The organism is Streptomyces sp. NPDC018026 (assembly GCF_044327745.1).
Classification (GTDB): Bacteria; Actinomycetota; Actinomycetes; order Streptomycetales; family Streptomycetaceae; genus Streptomyces; species Streptomyces rubrogriseus.
In genome coordinates, this window is sequence record NZ_JBIRFY010000007.1 from 1 (window position 1) to 16,424 (window position 16,424).

The window sequence follows — 16,424 nt, forward strand, 5'->3', positions numbered from 1 at the left end:
ACTAATCCCCACCGAAGTGGTTCATCGTTCGACTTGCATGTGTTAAGCACGCCGCCAGCGTTCGTCCTGAGCCAGGATCAAACTCTCCGTGAATGCTTTACATCACGGGAGCGGAACAGTCGGAGGAATAATCCGACCGTTCACAGCGTCCTCGCTGTGTGTTACTTCAAAGGAACCTCAACCCGATCAGAGATCCGATCAGGTCGGGGTATCAACATATCTGGCGTTGACTTTTGGCACGCTGTTGAGTTCTCAAGGAACGGACGCTTCCTTCGTACTCACCCAAGAGACTCTCTCGGGCTTTCCTCCGGGCGCTTCCCTTCGGTGTTTCCAACACTATCAGGCTTTCCCGATGCTCTTGACCACTGTCCTGCGGGCATGCAGAAGGCGATCCAGCGATAGGATCTGATGAGTTGGATGCTGCCGAGGCGAGGACACCTTGCTACGCATCGCTCAACCCAGGCAGGAGTAACAACTGTACACGGGGCCGTGGAACGGGTGCAAATCCGTGAGGAGTGTGGTCTAGACCTCTAATCGGAACACTCATGCGGAACCGGTACTTCCTATGACATACCCTGCTGCTCAGTGTGCCGTCCGGGACAAGGCAGTGACGGCCCGTACAGATCCCCGCCCTGGGAGGCTTCCCATGACCACCGTCTCGTCCCCGCTCGCAGGACGCGCCATCGGACTGGCCGCCGTGCCCGATCCCGTCTTCTCCGGGGCCATGGTCGGCCCGGGCACCGCCATCGACCCCGTGCGGGAGCCCTCCGAGGCAGTCGCTCCGGTCGACGGCGTCATCGTTTCCCTGCACCCCCACGCCTTCGTCGTCGTCGACGAGAGCGGGCACGGCGTGCTGACCCATCTCGGCATCGACACCGTGCAGCTCAACGGCGAGGGCTTCGAGCTGCTCGTCAACAAGGGCGACACCGTCGTGCGGGGTCAGGGCGTGGTGCGCTGGGACCCGGCCGCGGTCGAGGCCGCGGGCAAGTCACCGGTCTGCCCGATCGTGGCCCTGGAGGCCACGGCCGAGGCGCTCACCGAACTGCGTGAGGACGGCGACGTGAAGGCCGGCGAGAGTCTCTTCCTCTGGAAGTGACGTCCGTGCCGTCGCTCGGCGGCATCGACTGCTGGCAGGACAACCACCGCGGCGGCGGGACCCGCCGCACTATCGGGACGGGTGAGATGGAGACAACGCTGCGAGGCGTCGGTGTGAGCCACGGTGTGGCGATCGGCGAGGTTCGGCACATGGGGACGGCGGTTCTGGAACCGCCCGCGAAGCAGATTCCGGCCGAGGACGCGGAACGCGAGCAGGGGCGCGCCCGCAAGGCCGTGGAAGCTGTGGCGGCCGATCTGATGGCGCGCGGCAATCTGGCCGGGGGCGAGGCGCAGGCTGTGCTCGAGGCGCAGGCCATGATGGCCCAGGACCCCGAGCTGATGGCCGACGTCGAGCGGCGGATCACCGTCGGGAGCACGGCCGAGCGTGCCGTGTACGACGCCTTCGCCGCCTACCGCGCCCTGCTGGCAGGTGCCGGCGAGTACCTGGCCGGCCGCGTGGCGGACCTCGACGACGTGCGGAATCGTATCGTCGCCCGTCTGCTCGGGGTTCCGATGCCGGGCGTTCCGGACAGTGACGAGCCGTACGTCCTCATCGCGCGGGATCTGGCGCCTGCCGACACCGCGCTGCTCGACCCGACGCTGGTGCTGGGCTTCGTCACCGAGGAGGGCGGACCGACCAGTCACAGCGCGATTCTCGCGCGGGCGCTCGGTGTGCCCGCCGTGGTGGCCCTGCCGGGAGCCGGCGAGATTCCCGAGGGCACCGTCGTGGCGGTGGACGGCAGCACCGGTGAGATCTTCGTGAATCCCCCTGCGGAGCAGAAGGCACGGCTGGCGGCCGAGGCCGCCGAGCGCAAGGCCGCGCTGGCCGCCGCGACGGGTCCCGGTGCGACCTCGGACGGTCACAAGGTGCCGCTGCTGGCGAACATCGGTGGTCCCGCCGACGTGCCCGCGGCGCTGGAGGCCGGCGCGGAGGGTGTCGGCCTGTTCCGGACCGAGTTCCTCTTCCTCGACGACAGCGAGAACGCGCCGTCGGAGGAGAAGCAGGTCACCGCCTACCGCCAGGTGCTGGAGGCGTTCCCGGAGGGCCGGGTCGTCGTGCGGGTGCTGGACGCCGGTGCTGACAAGCCGCTGGACTTCCTCACCCCGGGCGACGAGCCGAACCCGGCGCTCGGCGTGCGCGGTCTGCGTACCCTGCTCGACCACCCGGACGTGCTGCGGACGCAACTGACGGCGCTGGCGAAGGCGGCGGAGGGTCTGCCGGTCTACCTCGAGGTCATGGCACCGATGGTGGCGGACCGGGCCGATGCCAGGGCGTTCGCGGACGCCTGCCGCGAGGCCGGGCTGCGGGCGAAGTTCGGCGCGATGGTGGAGATCCCGTCGGCCGCGCTTCGGGCGCGCTCGGTGCTGCAGGAGGTGGAGTTCCTGTCGCTGGGGACGAACGACCTGGCGCAGTACACCTTCGCCGCCGACCGTCAGGTGGGCGCGGTGTCGCGGTTGCAGGACCCGTGGCAGCCGGCGCTGCTCGACCTGGTCGCGCTGTCGGCCGAGGCTGCGAAGGCCGAGGGCAAGAGCTGCGGTGTCTGCGGCGAGGCCGCTGCGGATCCGCTGCTGGCGTGTGTGCTGACCGGTCTCGGTGTCACCTCCCTGTCCATGGGTGCGGCGTCGCTGCCGTACGTGCGGGCGACGCTGGCGAAGTTCACGCTGGCGCAGTGCGAGCGTGCCGCGGCCGCCGCCCGGGCGGCGGACAGCGCCGAGGAGGCGCGGAACGCCGCGCAGGCGGTGCTGTCCGGCGAGTAGGGCCGGGTGCGGTCTGCCGCTCGGGCTGTGGTGCGGGGCGTTCCACCTTCGGGTGGGGCGCCCCGCCCGCGTTCAGTGGTGGTGTCCCGGTGGGAGTCGGTCGTCTCCGAGGTCGGGCGGTGCGCAGTAGTCGACGTTGGATTCCGGGGAGATGAGGTCGCCGGACTCGACGTCGGTGCAGTAGGCGTCGAAGACCTGGGCGGCGGTGAGGGGTTCGAGGCCGTATCCCCGCAGGCTCCAGCCGTGGATGCGGTCGGGGCCGCCCGGGGTGCTGATGCGCATGACGAGGCCGCCGGGGCTGTGCGTCGCCAGGCCGAGTGCGAGGACGCTGGTGAACTCCAGGGCCTCGGCCTCGTCGATGTGCGGTGTGCCGTCGGTCTCCTCGTCGACGAGGAGGACGGAGACGAGGGTCTCCTCCGGATGGCCCGAGACGCTGCAGACCAGGTGCCGGCTGCCCGGTGGTGCCGTTTCGAGGACGCGGCGCAGGAGGCCGGAGGCCCGGGTGAAGGCGGCGCGGCCGAGGTCCTCCCCGCAGGTGGCGCAGTTGCCGAGGCGGGCGAGGAGGGTCGACGTGTACTCCCAGGTGGCCTGGCGGACGGCTTCGTCGACGAGGGCCGGGAGCAGGTCGGTGAGGGGCTGGCCCTCGTAGGGCACGGTGGGGCCGTGGGCGGCGAGTTCGGCGGTGAACCGGGCGCGGCTGGCGGAGGCGTCGGCGTCGAGGCCCGCCGCCGTGCAGAAGTCCGCGTACTCCTCCGGGTCGAAGAGCGCGACCGTGGTGTGGGTGCCTTGTGCCGCGCGGGCCCTGAGCAGGGATTCCACCTGGCGCAGGTAGGCGGTGTGGTCGTGGAAGGTGAAGCTGCGGTAGCGCCGCATGGTGCGGAAGTCGTGTTCGTCGGTGAGCAGGCCGATGGTGCCCGCGATTTCGCGGCGCAGGACGCGTCGCATGGTGTGGTCGGTCTGGTCGGTGTGCGCCATCTTTCCCCCTGTGCACGGTCGATCAATGCTCACTCACAGTAATCGGCGGCACTGACAACGGGGCCGGGCGGGCGCGGGGAGCCGGCCGCCGCCCGGGGCGGGCGGCTCGTCGGCGTGCTGGTCAGGAGCGTTTGCGGGCGAGGTCCTCGTAGAAGTGGAGCAGGTCGAGGTTGTCGATGGAGCCGGGGTTGACGGCCTTGTCGAGCGGGGTGCCCTGGAGGAGGCGCTTGACCGGGACCTCGATGCGTTTGCCGGTCAGGGTGTGCGGGATGCCGGGCACCTCGATGACCTCGTCGGGGACGTGGCGCGGGGAGAGGTTGGTGCGGATGGTCCGCTTGATGCGGTCGAGGAGGGCGTCGTCGAGGGCGGCGCCGGGGGCCAGGTGGACGAAGAGGGGCATCCAGTAGCCGCCGTCGGGCTGTTCGATGCCGATGACGAGGGATTCCCTGATCTCGGGGAGCCGCTCGACGGCCTCGTAGATGTCGGCCGAGCCCATGCGGACGCCCTGCCGGTTGAGGGTGGAGTCGGAGCGGCCGTGGATGACGACGGAGCCGCGGGAGGTGAGGGTGATCCAGTCGCCGTGCCGCCAGACGCCGGGGTAGGTGTCGAAGTAGCTGTCGTGGTAGCGGCTGCCGTCGGGGTCGTTCCAGAAGCGGATCGGCATCGAGGGCATGGGGTTGGTGACGACCAGTTCGCCGACCTCGTCGGTGAGGGGGTTGCCGCTCGGGTCCCAGGACTGGAGGTCGGTGCCGAGGCCGGGGGCCTGGAGTTCGCCGATGTGGACCGGGAGGGTGGGGACGGCGCCCGCGAAGCAGGAGCAGACGTCGGTGCCGCCGCTGACGGAGGCGGTCCACAGGTCGGCGCCGCTCGCGGCGAACTCGTCGTGCAGCCAGCGGAAGCCGTCGGGCGGGAGCGGGGAGCCGGTGGTGGCGACGCACTGGATCGCGGAGAGGTCCAGGTCGCGGGCCGGGTGGAGGTCGGCCTTGCGGCAGGCCATGACGTAGGCGGCGGAGGTGCCGAAGAGGGTGGCGCCGGTGCGTTCCGCGATGCGCCACTGGGCGTCGGTGGCGGGGAAGCCGGGGCTGCCGTCGTAGAGGACGATCGTGGTGCCGGTGAGCAGGCCGGAGACGAGGAAGTTCCACATCATCCAGCCGGTCGAGGTGTACCAGAAGAAGCGGTCTCCGGGGCCGAGGTCGCAGTGCAGGCCGAGTTGCTTGAGGTGTTCGACGAGGATCCCGCCCTGGGACTGGACGATGGCCTTGGGCAGGCCGGTGGTGCCGGAGGAGTAGAGCACCCACAGGGGGTGGTCGAAGGGCACCTGCTCGTACCGGGGCTCGGTGTCCGCGGCCGTGAGGGTGTCCCAGTCCAGCGCGCCGTCCGGGGCCTCGGTGCCGAGGAGCGGGATGTGGACCACCGCGCGGAGGGTGGGCAGTTCCCGGCGGAGTTCGGCGACGGTGTCGCGGCGGTCGTGTTCCTTGCCGCCGTAGCGGTAGCCGTCGACGGTGAACAGGACGACGGGTTCGACCTGCTGGAATCGGTCAAGGACGCTGCGTGCGCCGAAGTCGGGCGCGCAGGAGGTCCAGACCCCGCCCACGGCGGCCGTGGCGAGGAGGGCGACCACGGCCTGCGGGATGTTGGGGAGGTATCCGCTGACGCGGTCGCCGGGGCGTACGCCGAGGGTGCGCAGTTCGGCGGCGAGTGAGGCGACCTGGCGGCGCAGCTCTGCCCAGGTGACGGGGGCCGGTTCGTGGGTCTCGTCGACGTACAGGAGGGCGGGTTCGTCCGGGCGGGTGCCGGCCGCGCGCAGTGCGTGTTCGGCGTAGTTCAGCGTGGCGCCGGGGAACCACTGGGCGCCGGGCATGGTCCGGTCGCCGAGCACGCGCGCGTAGGGGGTGGAGAAGCGGACGTCGAACCACTCCGTGACGGCTTTCCAGAAGGTGTCCAGCTCGTCGACGGACCAGCGGTGCAGGGCGGCGTATCCGCCCTCGTCGGGGGCTCCGTGGTGCTCGGCGGCCCAGGCCTGGAACCTGGTGATGCGTGCCTGGGCGATGCGTTGCGCATCTGGCTGCCAGAGCGGCTGCGGGTTCTCGGTCGACATGGGGCGGCTCCCGGACTGTGCGCGTCGTGTGCGTCCTCCGCGCACGGGCTGGGGTGTGCGCGTGACGCGGCTGACAGGGACGATGCCATGTGATCGACTTCGGCACCAGGGCGCGCCCCACATAGTCGGTGACATGAAGATGTGGTCCGGTCACGGGTGAACGGCAGTTGAACGACGCCTCCGGGCGCGGCGGTCGATGGCAGGGTGAGCAGCATGGACGGTCGTGACCTGGTGCGTTCGATGAAGACGGTCGGTTCCGTGGGGGTGGCGCAGGGGTTGCGTACGGTACGGGCGGCGTGGCGCAGGCGGCGTGCCGATGCGGCCGGGCTGCCGCCGCGGGGTGCTGAGCGGGCGCGGGTGCCGGGTCCGTTGCGGGAGGTGGAGCCGGGGCCCGGGGGCGGTGTCCTCCGGTTCGGCCGCTCGGAGCTGCGCGTTCTCGTGGCGGTGAGCGGAGCGGTGTTCTGGGGGTGGGACGGGGCCGCTCCCGAGCCTTCGTACGCGTTGGCGGGCCGCTGTCCGGAGCCGGATCCGCGGGCGGTGCTGGAGCCGGACAAGGACGGTGGTTGGCGGGTGGTGGCGGAGCGCGCCACGGTGGCCGTGTCCCGGCACGGCGCGGTGGAGGTGCGTACGCCCGGGGGTGTGGTCCTGCGCCGCGAGCTGCCGCCCCGGTGGTGGGAGCCGGTCGGCGGCGGCCCCGCCCGCTGGACGCAGCGGGCGGAGGTGGCGGCCGACGCCCGGTTCTTCGGGCTCGGCGGGCGGTCCGCGGGACCCCGGCTGCGCGAGGGCACGTACCGGCTGTGGAACACCGGTCCCGGCCTGCCCTTCGCCGCCGCCGAGGAGGCGTCCTCCGCGTCGTCTCCGTCGTCCGTCACGATGCCGGTGCAGTTGGTGGTGGCGGACGCCGGGACGCACCTGGTCTTCCACGACAGCACGTGGGACGGCACGGTGGCGTTGCGGGAGGGTGAGGAGGGAGCCGGGTCGGGGCACGACCGGCCGGGGCGGAGCGTGCTGCGGATGGACGGCGGTCCGCTGCGGTGCTGGGTGACGGTGGGCACCCCCGCGCGCGTGCTGCTGGCCTGGGCGTCGCTGACCGGGGCGCCCGCGCTGCCGCCGGCGTGGGCGCTCGGTCATCATCACGCGCTGTGGGATTCGGGCGACGAGCAGGATCTGAGGCGGGTCGTGGCCGGCCACCAGGAGCGGGAGCTGCCGCTGGACGCGGTGCATCTGGGCATCGGACACGGCGCCGCCCGTCAGGTGTTCACCGTCGACGAGGAGCGGTTCCCGAAGCTGCCCGTACTCGCCGAGGAGCTGCGCAGGGAGGGGGTCCGGCTGGTGTCGGCGGTGGAGCCGGCGGTTCGGGCCGCGCCCGGCAACCCCGTGTACGACGGCGGTGGCCGCGAAGACGTGTTCGTGCGGGATGCGGCCGGGTCGGTCGTCCGGGGCGTGGGGCGTCCGGGGGACGTGGTCTTCCCGGACTTCACGGGCGCGCCTGCGCGCGAGTGGTGGGGCGGGCTCTACGAGGAGCGGCTCGGGCAGGGGTTCACCGGGTTCTGGCACGACCTGGACGAGCCCACTTCGTTCACCGCCTTCGGGGAGTCGACGCTGCCGCGGTCGGCGCGGCATGCGCTGGAGGGCCGGGGCGGCGACCACAGGGAGGCGCACAACGTCTACGCGCTGTGCATGGCGCGCGCCGGTTACGAGGGGCTGCGGGCGCTGGCGCCCGACGAGCGGCCGTTCGTCCTCTCCCGTTCCGGGTGGGCCGGCCTGCAGCGCTACGGCGGCGCCTGGTCCGGGGCAACGGCCTCGGGGTGGCCGGGGTTGCGGGCGTCGCTGGCACAGGTGCTGGGGCTCGGACTGTGCGGGGTGCCGTTCTCGGGGCCGGATGTGGGCGGCTCCGAGGGGGATCCGTCCCCTGAGCTGTATCTGCGGTGGTTGCAGCTGGCCGCGTACCTGCCGCTGTTGCGCACCCACGCCGGGCCGCGGGCCGGGCACCGGGAGCCGTGGGAGTTCGGGACCGAGGTGCTGGAGCACGCGCGCGTGGCGCTCGTCGAACGGCGGCGGCTGCTGCCGTACTTCGTGACGCTGGCGCACCTGGCCCGGCGTACGGGTGCTCCCTGTGCGCGTCCCCTGTGGTGGTCGACGCCGGAGGACCGGATGCTGCGGGACTGCGAGGACGCGTTTCTGCTGGGCGACTGTCTGCTGGTGGCCCCGGTGCTCGGTGCGGGGACGGACCGGCGTGCGGTGCGGTTGCCGCGGGGCCGCTGGTACGACGTGGCGACGGAGCGGGCGTACGAAGGCCCGGCGCAGGTGCTGGTCGACGCGCCTTCGGGGCGGATCCCGGTGTTCGCGCGCGCGGGAGCGGTGATTCCGGTGCGGGGGGCGGACGGCGGGCCGGAGCTCGAGGTGTGGGCGCCCGCGCGGGGGCGGACCGGCGGTGGGCTGGTCGTGCCGGACGCGGGCGACGGCTGGGTGGAGCCGGAGATCGAACGGTACGTGTCCCGCTGGGAGGGGCGGCGGGTCGTCGTGGAGCGGGAGGGCGAGGACGGTCTGAGCGAGCCGTCCTGCCCGGTCCGCGTCCGTGGGCTCGCGGAGCGCCCGGCTCAGATGTAGCGGCCCTCGAAGAAGGCGCGTACGGCCCTGGTGTGGAGCGGGAAGGCGAGCTCTTCCGACCTGCGCAGGAGGTGCCATCCCTCGGTCTCGTCCGTGGCGGCGGAGGGCGGCAGGCCCTCGGCCGGCCGCTCGGGCAGCAGCCCGAAGAGCAGCAGGTGGCCGTCGGGCGAGCTCATGGCGTCGGCGAGCCGTACGTCGCGGCTCGCCGCGTCGATGCCGGTCTCCTCCTTGAGCTCGCGGACGACGGCCTGCCGCCAGTCCTCCCCGTCGTCGACGTAGCCGCCGGGCAGGGCGACGCCCCCGCGCGCGGGGGTCACGGTGCGGGTGATGACGACCAGGGCGGTGCCCTGCGTGTCGTACACGGGCTGGAGGGCCACCGCGACCGGCAGCGGGTTGCGGTAGGCCACGGTGCCGCACCCGGGACAGGTGCGGGGCCAGCCGGAGACGCCCTCTCCGTAGGGCGATCCGCAGCTCGAACAGTGGGAACCGAGCGCGGAGTTGGGAACGGAGGTTTCAGTTTCGGACACGCGGCGGACTGTATCCGATGACGGAGGGGACGGCTCCGGCAGGACGGTCAGCGGCGGCCGGAGAGCGACTTCGCGGAGACCGGGAAGTCGAAGTAGGTGTCCGGGTAGGCCTCGGGCTTGTAGGTGAAGTGCCACCACTCCTCGGGGAGGTTCACCAGGCCGACCTCCTCCAGGGTGTCCTTGAGCAGCAGCCGGTTGGCGCGCTGGACGCCCTCGATGCGGGGGTCGAGGGTGTGCGAGCGGGTGTCGAAGCAGTCGTATCCGGTGCCCATGTCGACGGAGTTGTCGGGGAAGCGCTCGTCCTCGGGGGCGAAGCAGGGCACCAGGGGCTGTCCGGGGTGGTACGGGCGGGTGGGCTCGGCCGGGAGCCGTACGAGGGTGAGGTCCACGGTGGAGCCGCGGCTGTGGCCGGACTTCTCGGCGATGTAGCCGTCGGCGAAGAGGCGGGTCTTGTCGACGTCCGGGTAGAACTCGGCCTTCATGTCCTGGTCGTCGAGGTCTTCGGCCCAGCGCACGAAGTGGTCGACGGCGCGCTGGGGCCGGTAGCAGTCGTACACCTTGAGGGAGTAGCCCTGCCGCAGCAGCCGGGTCTGGGCGAGGTGGAGGGCTTCGGCCGCGGGGCGGGTGAGGATGCACAGGGGCTGCCGGTAGCCGTCGACGCGCTCCCCGACGAAGTTGTGCGCGGTGACGTAGCGCATCTCCTCGATGATCGTCGGGTCGACGCCGCGCAGGGCCACGAAGTCCTCGGGGGCCCTCGGCTCGTGCCGTGCCTGCGCGGTGGCGGGGGCGGACGCGGCGGGGACGGCGGTGACGGCGAGCAGGGCGGCGAAGGTGGTGGCCAGACCGCGGAGCGCGGCGGAGAGTCGTGTCATGTCCCCTGCATTTATCAGGCCGGGGCTCCGGGAGGGAAGTGGGCGGCACCGCGACTCGCCGGGCACACACTGCGTGAGCGCACCGGAATCCTGCGTGAACGTCGCGTGAACCGGGCCCGATCGGGAGCCTGCCGCGCCATCCTGCTCCCGTGCGCTCCTGGACGGACACTCTCCGCTTCGCCTTCCAACCGGTGGTCAACCTGATGACCGGCGGGGTCGCGGCGCTGGAGATACTGGCCCGGCCGGAGAGCGGCGACGTGCTGGCCGAGGCGCGGCGCGATCCCGAACTCGACGGCCTGCTGGCGGTGTCGGCGCTGCGTGCGGCGGTGCGCCGGGAGACGCTGCTGCCGCTGCACGTCAACGTGTTCGCGGGCACGCTCGCCGACCTCGGTGGTCTCCGGCCCCTGCACGACGCCGTGCGCGAGGCGGGGCGGCTGCCGTGGGAGGTGACGCTGGACGTGTGCCCGCCGTACACGCATGTGCCGCGGCGGGCCCTGCTCGACGCGGTGGGCGTCTTGCGCGGGCAGGGGTTCCGGATCTCGGCGGACGGGGTCGGTGACGGGGACGCGCCGTTGCGGCTGCTGGCGGACCTGGCGCCGGAGCTGGTGAAGCTCGACGCGTCGCTGCTGGCGCGGCCTGCGGCCGTGCGGGCGATGCGGGTGCTGTGCGACGAGTCGGGGGCGCTGCTGGCCGTCGAGGGCGTGGAGACGGAGGCGCAGTGCGCCGTGGCGCGGTCGGCTGGAGCGCAGTTGGCGCAGGGCGAGCTGTTCGCGCCGCCCGCGCGGCTGCCCGCGGCGGACGTGTACGTTCCGCCCGGCTCCCCCGGCCTCGTGCCGACGCCTCGGCCGGGGCCGTCGGTGCGGCAGTTCGTGCGCCCGGCCGCGCTGTTGCCGGCGACGGCCTCGGCGGGGCGGGTGCGGGCGCTGCTGACCGGCTCGCCGGAGGTGTCCGGGGTGCTGCTCGTGGACCGGGACGGGATTCCCGTGCGCTCGGTGCACCGCTCCCGTTTCCTGCTGTCGATGTCGGGGCGCTACGGGCACGCCCTGTACGCCGACCGGCCCGCCGCCAAGCTCGGCGACCCGCCGCGGACGGTGGGCGTCGACGCGACGGCGTGGGAGGTGCTGGACGTGGTGGCCGTCGGTGGTCCGAGCCGTACGTCGGACGACGTGGCCGTGGTGGACGCGCGCGGGCGGTGTGTGGGCGTCGTACGGCTCTCGGACCTGGTGCGGGCGCTGGCGGAGAGCCGGGTGGAGGAGGCGGCCGGACTCAATCCGCTGACGCGGCTGCCCGGTTCGCAGGCGATCACGGACGAGGTGGACCGGCGGATCGCGGCCGGGCGGGCGTTCGCGCTGAGCTGGCTCGACGTGGACCACTTCAAGCAGGTCAACGACGGGGCCGGGTTCGCCGCGGGCGACGAGCTGATCCGGTCGGTCGGGCGGACGCTGCTGCGCACGGCCGCCGGGGAGACCCGCGTGGGGCACATCGGCGGTGACGACTTCCTGGTGCTCAGCGACCCGGAGGGGCTGGAACCGCTGGCCGCCGCCGTACTGGACGTGTCGTGGTCGGCCGGCGGGCGGCCCGTCACGCTGTCCCTGGCGACCGTCCTGTGCGCGCCGGGCAGCGTGCCCGACCACCGGCGGGCGGCGGCCCGTCTGGCGCCGCTGAAGAAGGCCGCGAAGGCGTTGGGCGGGGCGAGTTGGGTGCTGGGCAGGGCGGACCTGCCGGGCCACGAGGTCCGGCGCGGCACGGACCGGACGACGGCGCCGGCCGGCTGACGGGGTGGGGCAGCCGCCGTTCCGCGGGGAACCGTGCGGCCGGGCCGCGGTCCCTCCGCAGTCCCTCCGCGATTCCGGTCGGCCTTCACGACCGCCATGGAGACGCCGCGGCGCGACCGCGGCCGCCGCGGCCGACGCGGGGCGGTGGTACGCGGGTCCGTGGAGAAGGGTCCGGCCGCACGGACGACGGCGACGACGTGCGGCTGCCCGGCCGGCAGGCGGGCGGGCCGACGGCGGGGCCCTCAGGTCGGGACGGCCCGGCGGCGGTCCGCCGCCTGGGCCATCGCGTGCTGGACGACGCCGATGAGGACCTCCTTGACGGACTCCCGGTCCCGGGCGTCGCACATCATCAGGGGCACGTCCTCGTCGAGGTCGAGGGCCTGGCGGACGGTCTCGCCCGGGTAGCGCGCCGATCCCTCGAAGCAGTTGACGCCGACCACGAACGGGATGGAGCGCCGCTCGAAGTAGTCGATGGCGGCGAAGCAGTCCTCCAGGCGCCGGGTGTCGGCCAGCACGACGGCGCCCAGCGCGCCCTCGGACAGCTCGTCCCACATGAACCAGAACCGCTCCTGGCCGGGGGTGCCGAAGAGATACAGCACCAGGTCCTCGCGCAGCGTGATCCGCCCGAAGTCCATGGCCACCGTGGTGGTGTGCTTGCCCTCCACCCCGCTGACGTCGTCGACGGGCCGCCCGGCCTCGGTGAGCAGTTCCTCGGTGCGCAGCGGCCTGATCTCGCTGACCGCGCCGACGAGGGTGGTCTTGCCCACGCCGAACCCGCCGGCCACCAGGATCTTGAGCGTGACGGGCTCGACCGGCGGCTTGCCGCGCTGGGAACGCCCGAAGATCATCGGTCTCTTCTCCTTAACCTGCCGCCGCCCGACGGGCCCGGGGGCCGGCTCACAGTGCCCTCAGCCCGTTGATCACGTCGCGCAGAATGTTCTCGTCCGGCAGTTCGGCCGGGGGCACGGGCCGGTTGACGTGGACGAGTTCGATGTCCACGAGGTCGCCCACCAGGACCCGCACGACCCCGATGGGGAGGTCGAGTCCGGCGGCGAGTTCGGCGACCGACTGCGGGGCGTCGCGGCACAGGCCGACGATGTCCACGTGCTCCGGGGAGAGGGTGACGTCCGCCTCCGGATCGTCCGCGTGCGGTTCCGTGACGACCACCGCGATCAGGTCGAGGCGGTGCTGGGCCGCGCTGCTGGTGCGGCCGCGCGTCATGGCGTACGGACGGACGACGGGGCCGGCCTCGTCGTCGAACCAGTGGTTTGTTCCCTGACCGTCTGCGCTCATGTCATCCCACTTACCCGCCCGAGGGCAGATCGGTGCGCGGCGCGGCGCCCAGGTGCACGCCGACCCGCTTGACGAGCAGGGTCATCTCGTAGGCGACCTGCCCGACGTCCGAGTCGGCGTCGGACAGGACGGCCAGGCAGCTGCCGTCGCCGGCGGCGGTGACGAAGAGGAAGGCTTCGTCGAGTTCGACGACGGTCTGCCGGACGCTGCCCGCCTCGAAGTGCCGGCCCACGCCCTTGGCGAGGCTGTGGAACCCGGATGCCACGGCGGCCAGGTGTTCGCTGTCCTCCCTGGTCAGGTCCTTGGACACACCCGTGGCCAGGCCGTCGCCGGACAGGACGACGGCCTTGCGGATGCTCGCGACACGGTCCACCAGGTCGTCGAGGAGCCAGTTCAGCTCCCCGGACTTGGTCGCAGTGTGGCCGGTCGCCTTCGGTGCGGTCATCGACCGTCCCCCTTTGTCGTTCCTCGTGGTGCTGATGGTGCTGCGCCGCCGGGCGGGTCGTCACCCGTGGCGTTCTCCTTGCGGCCGCGCTGCCAGCCGCGCTGGAGCGAGGCCATGCGGTTGCGTACCTCGTCGGCGTCGCGGTCGGCGGGGTCGGAGCGGTCTTCGGCGGCCGGTTCGGGGCTCTGCCTGAGCTGGGGGGCCAGACTGGCCTGCCGGACACGTCGGGGCAGCGCCCCCGCCTCGGCGTTCGCGGGCGGAGCGTCCTCGCCCGCGGCGGGCTCGCCGCCACCGCGCCCGGCGGTGAGGCCCCCGGTTCGGTCGGTGATGGGGCCCTCGGTGCGCCCGGTGGTGCGGCCCCCGGTGCGGTCGGTCGTGCGGTCGGTGGGGCGGTCTCCGCGTCGGCGGGCGGGCAGGGCGGGCAGCTCGTCCGTTCGGGGGCCGGACGCGGCCGGGGGCTCCGTCCGGTCCGGGCCGGCCGCGGGCGGCTCGTCGGCGCTGCTTCGGGCGCCGCGTTCGGCGACGGGGCGCCCGTGCGAGCTGACCAGCTTGGGAGTGCGGCGGCGGGGCAGCGCCACCGGGGCGTTCGCCTCGGTTCCGTCCCCGGCCGTCGCCTCGTCACCGTGACGGGGCTCGGGGCGTCGAGGTCCGGTGCGGCGGGCCGCCTGGTCGTCGTCGGCCGCGACCAGGGAGCGCCGCGGGCGGAACAGGCCGCCGCGTTCGCTGTCCTGGTCGTCGAGGGCGCCCGGGAGGTCGTCGAGGGCGTCCAGGTCTACCGGCGCCTCCAGTTCGACGGGGCCGTCCAGCAGCGCGGCCGGTCGCTCCGGGAGCCGTGCGGGCACGTGGGCGAGGGCGGAACGGCGGCCCTCGTCCCGCTCCTTGTCCTTGACGTGCTGGGGACGGTCGAGGCGGAAACCGACGCCGTTGGTGTCCGGGGCGTCGTCGGTGAGCAGCGCGTCGGGGACGAAGACGACCGCGGTGGTGCCGCCGTAGGGGGACGGCTGCAGGGAGACCCGGACGTTCTGCCGCTGGGCGAGCCGGCTGACGACGAACAGGCCGAGCCGGTCGGTGTCGGACAGCTCGAACTCGGGTGTCTCGGCCAGCCGGAGGTTGGCGTCGAGCAGGGCGTCGGCGGCCATGCCGAGGCCGCGGTCGTGGATCTCCAGGGTGAAGCCGTTGGCGACGCGCTCGCCCAGCACCTGCACCGCGGTGTGCGGGGGCGAGAACACCGTGGCGTTCTCCAGGAGTTCGGCCACCAGGTGGGTGAGGTCGGCGACCGCCGGTCCGGTGACGGCGACGCGGGGCAGCCTGCGGACCTCGATGCGCTCGTAGTCCTCGACCTCGGCGACGGCGGCCCGCACCACGTCCATCAGCTGGACGGGCTTGCGCCACTGCCGGGAGGGTGCGGCGCCGGAGAGGATGACCAGGCCCTCGGCGTGCCGGCGCATGCGGGTGGTCAGGTGGTCGAGGCGGAACAGGTCGGCGAGTTCCTCGGTGTCCTCGGTCCTGCGCTCCATGGTGTCGAGCAGGGTCAGCTGCTTGTGCAGGAGGACCTGGCTGCGGCGCGCGAGGTTGACGAAGACCTCGGAGACGCCCGCGCGGAGTTCGGCCTGCTTGACGGCGGCTTCCACGGCGGCCCGCTGGAGGGTGTTGAGGGCCTGGCCGACCTCGCCCATCTCGTTCCGGTCGTATTCGAGGCGTGGCACCTCGGTCTCGACATCGACCTCCTCGCCCGCCGACAGGCGGCGCATCACGCTGGGCAGGCGGACGCCGGAGGCCTCGTGGGCCTCCAGGCGCAGCTGCTTGAGGTCGCGGATGAGGGAGCGGCCGACGCGGACGGACAGGAAGATGGAGTACAGCAGGGCGATCAGGCCGAGCGCTCCGGCGACGACGACCTTGGCGATGGTGCTGGTGGCGACCGGGTCGACGCGGTCCTGGTAGCGGTCGGCGGCGTTGTCGTCGAGGTCGCCGAGTTCCTTCAGGACGTTCCCGGCGGCGGTGTCCCAGCTCTTGGCCGTGACTCCGCGCGGGGTGCCGGTGTCGGAGGAGACGGCGGCCTGCTCGGCGACCCGGAGCGGGGCGGAGGAGGCGTTCTTCCAGAAGCGCTGGTAGCGGCCGCGTTCGGTGGAGGGCAGCAGCGGCAGGTTGATGTCGTACATCACGGTGCGCTGTGCGACTAGGTCCGAGACGTCCCGCACCTCCGTGCGGCTGAGCCGCCCGGCGACCAGGGCGGAGCCGAGGAGGGCGTCCTCGCGGGAGAGCAGTTCGCGGGCCCGGGAGACGTTGACGAGCGCGCGGTACTGCTTGTCGAGGCCCACGTCGTCGACGACGTTGAGGTTGGCGAGCAGGTCGTGGCAGGGGTCGACCAGGCGGTTGTAGAGGCCGAGTGCCTGGGCGCGGTTCACGGTGCCGTCCTCGACGCTGCGGCGCAGCGAACCGAGGCCGTCGAAGGCGTCCAGTACCGCGGTGAGCCGTTCGTCCCCGGCCCGGCCGAGGTCTTCCCGTACGCCGGCGTCGGCGGCGTTGCGGCGGATCTCCGCGACGGCCTCGTCGGTGGCGGTGCGGCTGCGCTCCAGTGCCGCCAGCCCGTCGGAGGCGCGGGGGTCGGCGAGGTGGACGAGGGTCTGGCGGCGTTCCTGCTGGAGGACCCGGACCGTGTCCGCGACGGGGTAGCCGACCTCTTCCACGACGGTGGAGAGGCTGAACAGCCGTGCCGCCTCCCGGCCCGTCAGGACCGTGGCGAAGGCCCAGATCGCGGTCAGGGACACCAGCGGCACGAGGAGCAGCGCCACGATCTTCCGGCGGATCGACTTCCCGCGAAAGCGCATGGCCTCCCCCAGCTGGACCCCCACCGGCGGGGGTACTCATGTGCGTCAACAAACGGCGCGAGCCTACTACTGACGCACAGGTAACTCGAAGACCCGTCCGGAGGCCGAACTTCCGCACCCGGGGCGAGCGATGGTCAGTTGTCCGGTC

12 protein-coding genes and 1 rRNA gene are annotated in these 16,424 nt (G+C 72.8%); 4 read left to right on the forward strand and 9 right to left on the reverse strand.

Features of this window, described 5'->3' with window-relative positions:
• Window positions 1-93, reverse strand: a 16S ribosomal RNA gene (locus ACH4D3_RS22035); the annotation flags it as partial.
• Window positions 94-646: 553 nt separating this feature from the next.
• On the opposite strand from ACH4D3_RS22035, the gene ACH4D3_RS22040 reads away from it, so the two are divergent.
• Together ACH4D3_RS22040 and ptsP are read left to right on the forward strand one after the other, a co-directional pair.
• Window positions 647-1,096, forward strand: coding sequence for a PTS glucose transporter subunit IIA (locus ACH4D3_RS22040; RefSeq protein WP_398324384.1), 450 nt, complete (start codon window positions 647-649; stop codon window positions 1,094-1,096).
• 86 nt (window positions 1,097-1,182) lie between these two features.
• Window positions 1,183-2,853, forward strand: coding sequence for a phosphoenolpyruvate--protein phosphotransferase (gene ptsP / locus ACH4D3_RS22045; RefSeq protein WP_398325292.1), 1,671 nt, complete (start codon window positions 1,183-1,185; stop codon window positions 2,851-2,853).
• 72 nt (window positions 2,854-2,925) lie between these two features.
• On the opposite strand, the gene ACH4D3_RS22050 is transcribed toward ptsP, so the two are convergent.
• Both ACH4D3_RS22050 and ACH4D3_RS22055 read right to left on the reverse strand, forming a co-directional pair.
• The gene (locus ACH4D3_RS22050; protein ID WP_398324386.1) at window positions 2,926-3,828 is read right to left on the reverse strand and encodes a hypothetical protein; all 903 of its coding nucleotides are present in this window, start codon (window positions 3,826-3,828) and stop codon (window positions 2,926-2,928) included.
• Window positions 3,829-3,949: 121 nt separating this feature from the next.
• A complete protein-coding gene (locus ACH4D3_RS22055) occupies window positions 3,950-5,926 on the reverse strand; it encodes an acetoacetate--CoA ligase (RefSeq protein ID WP_398324388.1) in 1,977 nt (658 codons plus the stop codon).
• Between the two features lie 213 nt (window positions 5,927-6,139).
• Between ACH4D3_RS22055 and ACH4D3_RS22060 the strand changes: the two genes are divergently transcribed.
• The gene (locus ACH4D3_RS22060; RefSeq protein ID WP_398324391.1) at window positions 6,140-8,536 is read left to right on the forward strand and encodes a glycoside hydrolase family 31 protein; all 2,397 of its coding nucleotides are present in this window, start codon (window positions 6,140-6,142) and stop codon (window positions 8,534-8,536) included.
• Here the strand turns inward: ACH4D3_RS22060 and ACH4D3_RS22065 are convergent.
• The gene (locus ACH4D3_RS22065; RefSeq protein WP_398324393.1) at window positions 8,527-9,063 is read right to left on the reverse strand and encodes an NUDIX domain-containing protein; all 537 of its coding nucleotides are present in this window, start codon (window positions 9,061-9,063) and stop codon (window positions 8,527-8,529) included. The genes ACH4D3_RS22060 and ACH4D3_RS22065 overlap by 10 nt on opposite strands.
• Window positions 9,064-9,110: 47 nt before the next feature.
• Entirely contained in the window at window positions 9,111-9,935 is an 825-nt protein-coding gene (locus ACH4D3_RS22070; protein ID WP_398324396.1) for a M15 family metallopeptidase, read from the reverse strand.
• Window positions 9,936-10,084: 149 nt separating this feature from the next.
• Here ACH4D3_RS22070 and ACH4D3_RS22075 point away from each other — a divergent pair, with 149 nt between their 5' ends.
• Entirely contained in the window at window positions 10,085-11,710 is a 1,626-nt protein-coding gene (locus tag ACH4D3_RS22075; RefSeq protein WP_398324399.1) for a GGDEF domain-containing protein, read from the forward strand.
• 242 nt (window positions 11,711-11,952) lie between these two features.
• On the opposite strand, the gene ACH4D3_RS22080 is transcribed toward ACH4D3_RS22075, so the two are convergent.
• From ACH4D3_RS22080 to ACH4D3_RS22095, 4 genes are read right to left on the reverse strand one after another with little or no spacing between them, the layout of a single operon-like run.
• Window positions 11,953-12,558 (reverse strand): GTP-binding protein, encoded by a 606-nt coding sequence (locus ACH4D3_RS22080; RefSeq protein ID WP_398324401.1) that lies wholly within the window; start codon window positions 12,556-12,558, stop codon window positions 11,953-11,955.
• A gap of 49 nt (window positions 12,559-12,607) precedes the next feature.
• The gene (locus tag ACH4D3_RS22085; protein ID WP_398324404.1) at window positions 12,608-13,003 is read right to left on the reverse strand and encodes a DUF742 domain-containing protein; all 396 of its coding nucleotides are present in this window, start codon (window positions 13,001-13,003) and stop codon (window positions 12,608-12,610) included.
• A gap of 10 nt (window positions 13,004-13,013) precedes the next feature.
• Complete coding sequence (locus ACH4D3_RS22090; RefSeq protein ID WP_398324407.1) at window positions 13,014-13,448, reverse strand: roadblock/LC7 domain-containing protein; 435 nt, start codon at window positions 13,446-13,448, stop codon at window positions 13,014-13,016.
• A complete protein-coding gene (locus tag ACH4D3_RS22095) occupies window positions 13,445-16,276 on the reverse strand; it encodes a nitrate- and nitrite sensing domain-containing protein (protein WP_398324409.1) in 2,832 nt (943 codons plus the stop codon). The genes ACH4D3_RS22090 and ACH4D3_RS22095 overlap by 4 nt, the downstream gene beginning before the upstream one ends.
• Window positions 16,277-16,424 lie beyond the last annotated feature (148 nt).